The following is a 2,932-nucleotide window of genomic DNA, read 5'->3' on the forward strand; positions in this document are numbered from 1 at the left end:
TGAATATATAGGATAGCAAGGCGAACCTGGTGAACTGAAACATCTAAGTAGCCAGAGGAAAGGACATCAACCGAGACTCCGTTAGTAGTGGCGAGCGAACGCGGACCAGGCCAGTGGCCATAGTCAGAAAACTGGAACTGTCTGGAAAGGCAGGCCATAGTGGGTGATAGCCCCGTACAGGTAAATCTGATTATGGTCCTCGAGTAGGGCGGGACACGTGAAATCCTGTCTGAACGTGGGGGGACCACCCTCCAAGCCTAAGTACTCCTATGCGACCGATAGTGAACAAGTACCGTGAGGGAAAGGTGAAAAGCACCCCGACAAGGGGAGTGAAAGAGACCTTGAAACCGGATGCCTACAAGCAGTAGGAGCACCTTTATGGTGTGACTGCGTACCTTTTGTATAATGGGTCAGCGAGTTAATCTTTGCAGCAAGCTTAAGCCGGTAGGTGTAGGCGCAGCGAAAGCGAGTCTTAATAGGGCGTCATAGTTGCAGGGATTAGACCCGAAACCGAGTGATCTAGCCATGAGCAGGTTGAAGGTGCGGTAACACGCACTGGAGGACCGAACCCACCAACGTTGAAAAGTTGGGGGATGACTTGTGGCTAGGGGTGAAAGGCCAATCAAACTCGGAAATAGCTGGTTCTCCGCGAAATCTATTTAGGTAGAGCGTCTTATATCATCATCGGGGGTAGAGCACTGGATGGGCTAGGGGGCCCCAACGGCTTACCAAACCTAACCAAACTCCGAATACCGATGAATGCAGTAAGGCAGACAGGCAGTGGGTGCTAAGATCCATTGCCGAGAGGGAAACAGCCCAGACCGCCAGCTAAGGTCCCTAAGTTATGGCTAAGTGGGAAAGGATGTGGGAAGGCCAAAACAACCAGGAGGTTGGCTTAGAAGCAGCCACCCTTTAAAGAAAGCGTAATAGCTCACTGGTCTAGATAAGCCGGCCTGCGCCGAAGATGTACCGGGGCTAAAGCCATACACCGAAGCTGCGGGTTCAGACATTAGTCTGAGCGGTAGCGGAGCGTTCTGTAAGCCTGTGAAGGGTAGCCGTGAGGGTGCCTGGAGGTATCAGAAGTGAGAATGCTGACATGAGTAGCGAGATGAGTGTGAGAAACACTCACGCCGAAAGTCCAAGGGTTCCTGCGTAAAGCTAATCTGCGCAGGGTTAGTCGGCCCCTAAGGCGAGGGCGAAAGCCGTAGTCGATGGGAAACAGGTTAATATTCCTGTACCTGCTGGAAGTGACGAATAGGGTAAATTGTTCCTCCTTATTGGATTGGAGGGGCCGTGAACCTGTTCCAGGAAATAGCTCCAGCGTATAGACCGTACCCCAAACCGACACAGGTGGACTGGTAGAGTATACCGAGGCGTTTGAGAGAACTATGTTGAAGGAACTCGGCAAAATGACCCCGTAACTTCGGGAGAAGGGGTACCCCTTGTGAGGCAACTCATGGGGGGTGGCACAGAAATGGGGGTGGCGACTGTTTATTAAAAACATAGGACTCTGCGAAGTCGCAAGACGACGTATAGGGTCTGACGCCTGCCCGGTGCCGGAAGGTTAAGAGGAGTGGTGAGAGCTGCGAATCGAAGCCCCGGTAAACGGCGGCCGTAACTATAACGGTCCTAAGGTAGCGAAATTCCTTGTCGGGTAAGTTCCGACCTGCACGAATGGCGTAACGACTTCCCCGCTGTCTCCAACATAGACTCAGCGAAATTGAACTCTCCGTGAAGATGCGGAGTACCCGCGGTCAGACGGAAAGACCCCGTGCACCTTTACTACAGCTTTGCAGTGGTATCAGGATTTAAATGTGTAGGATAGGTGGGAGCCTTTGAAACCGGAACGCCAGTATCGGTGGAGGCATCCTTGAAATACCACCCTTTTGACTTTTGATATCTAACCGAGGACCGTTATCCGGTTCCGGGACCCTGCATGGTGGGTAGTTTGACTGGGGCGGTCGCCTCCCAAATGGTAACGGAGGCGCGCGAAGGTTGGCTCAAGCTGGTCGGAAATCAGCTGTCGAGTGCAATGGCATAAGCCAGCCTGACTGCGAGACTGACAAGTCGAGCAGAGACGAAAGTCGGTCATAGTGATCCGGTGGTCCCGCGTGGAAGGGCCATCGCTCAACGGATAAAAGGTACGCCGGGGATAACAGGCTGATAATGCCCAAGAGTCCATATCGACGGCATTGTTTGGCACCTCGATGTCGGCTCATCTCATCCTGGGGCTGGAGCAGGTCCCAAGGGTTTGGCTGTTCGCCAATTAAAGAGGTACGTGAGCTGGGTTTAGAACGTCGTGAGACAGTTCGGTCCCTATCTGCCGTGGGTGTAGGATATTTGAGAGGAGCTGCCCCTAGTACGAGAGGACCGGGGTGGACGTACCTCTGGTGGACCTGTTGTCGCGCCAGCGGCACTGCAGGGTAGCTAAGTACGGAAAGGATAACCGCTGAAAGCATCTAAGCGGGAAGCCCCCCTCAAAACCAGATATCCCTTGAGAGACGTGGAAGACCACCACGTTGATAGGCTGGAGGTGGAAGAGTGGTAACACTTGGAGCTGACCAGTACTAATATCTCGATTGTGTTTGTTCTTACACTTCAAACCATACACAGTAGTCAATGCAGACACTTAACGATGTATTCTAATCCGGTCTTCGCCGGCCTGGTGGCTATGGCGGGAGGCCCGCACCCGATCCCATCCCGAACTCGGTCGTGAAAACTCCCTGCGCCGATGGTACTTTGTCTTAAGGCACGGAAGAGTAGGTCGCTGCCAGGCCTGCGAAGCCCGGATTCCTCTTCACCGTTAAATAATAAAACGCCCTTAAGGGCGTTTTTTAACGTCAAAAATAACACCCAAAAACAAAACCCCTCAAAAATACAACCGCGGGGTGGAGCAGCCCGGTAGCTCGTCAGGCTCATAACCTGAAGGTCG

The 2,932-nt window shown here is 53.0% G+C and carries 2 rRNA genes (1 of these 2 only partly in view); both read left to right on the forward strand.

From position 1 onward, the window contains the following. Positions 1-2,592: ribosomal RNA gene (locus FQB27_RS16485) — 23S ribosomal RNA — on the forward strand (it extends 152 nt beyond the left edge of the window). Between the two features lie 69 nt (positions 2,593-2,661). After that, positions 2,662-2,776, forward strand: a 5S ribosomal RNA gene (gene rrf / locus FQB27_RS16490). Positions 2,777-2,932: the final 156 nt, after the last annotated feature.

It is taken from the genome of Sneathiella chinensis, assembly GCF_012720115.1.
Taxonomy (GTDB): domain Bacteria; phylum Pseudomonadota; class Alphaproteobacteria; order Sneathiellales; family Sneathiellaceae; genus Sneathiella; species Sneathiella chinensis.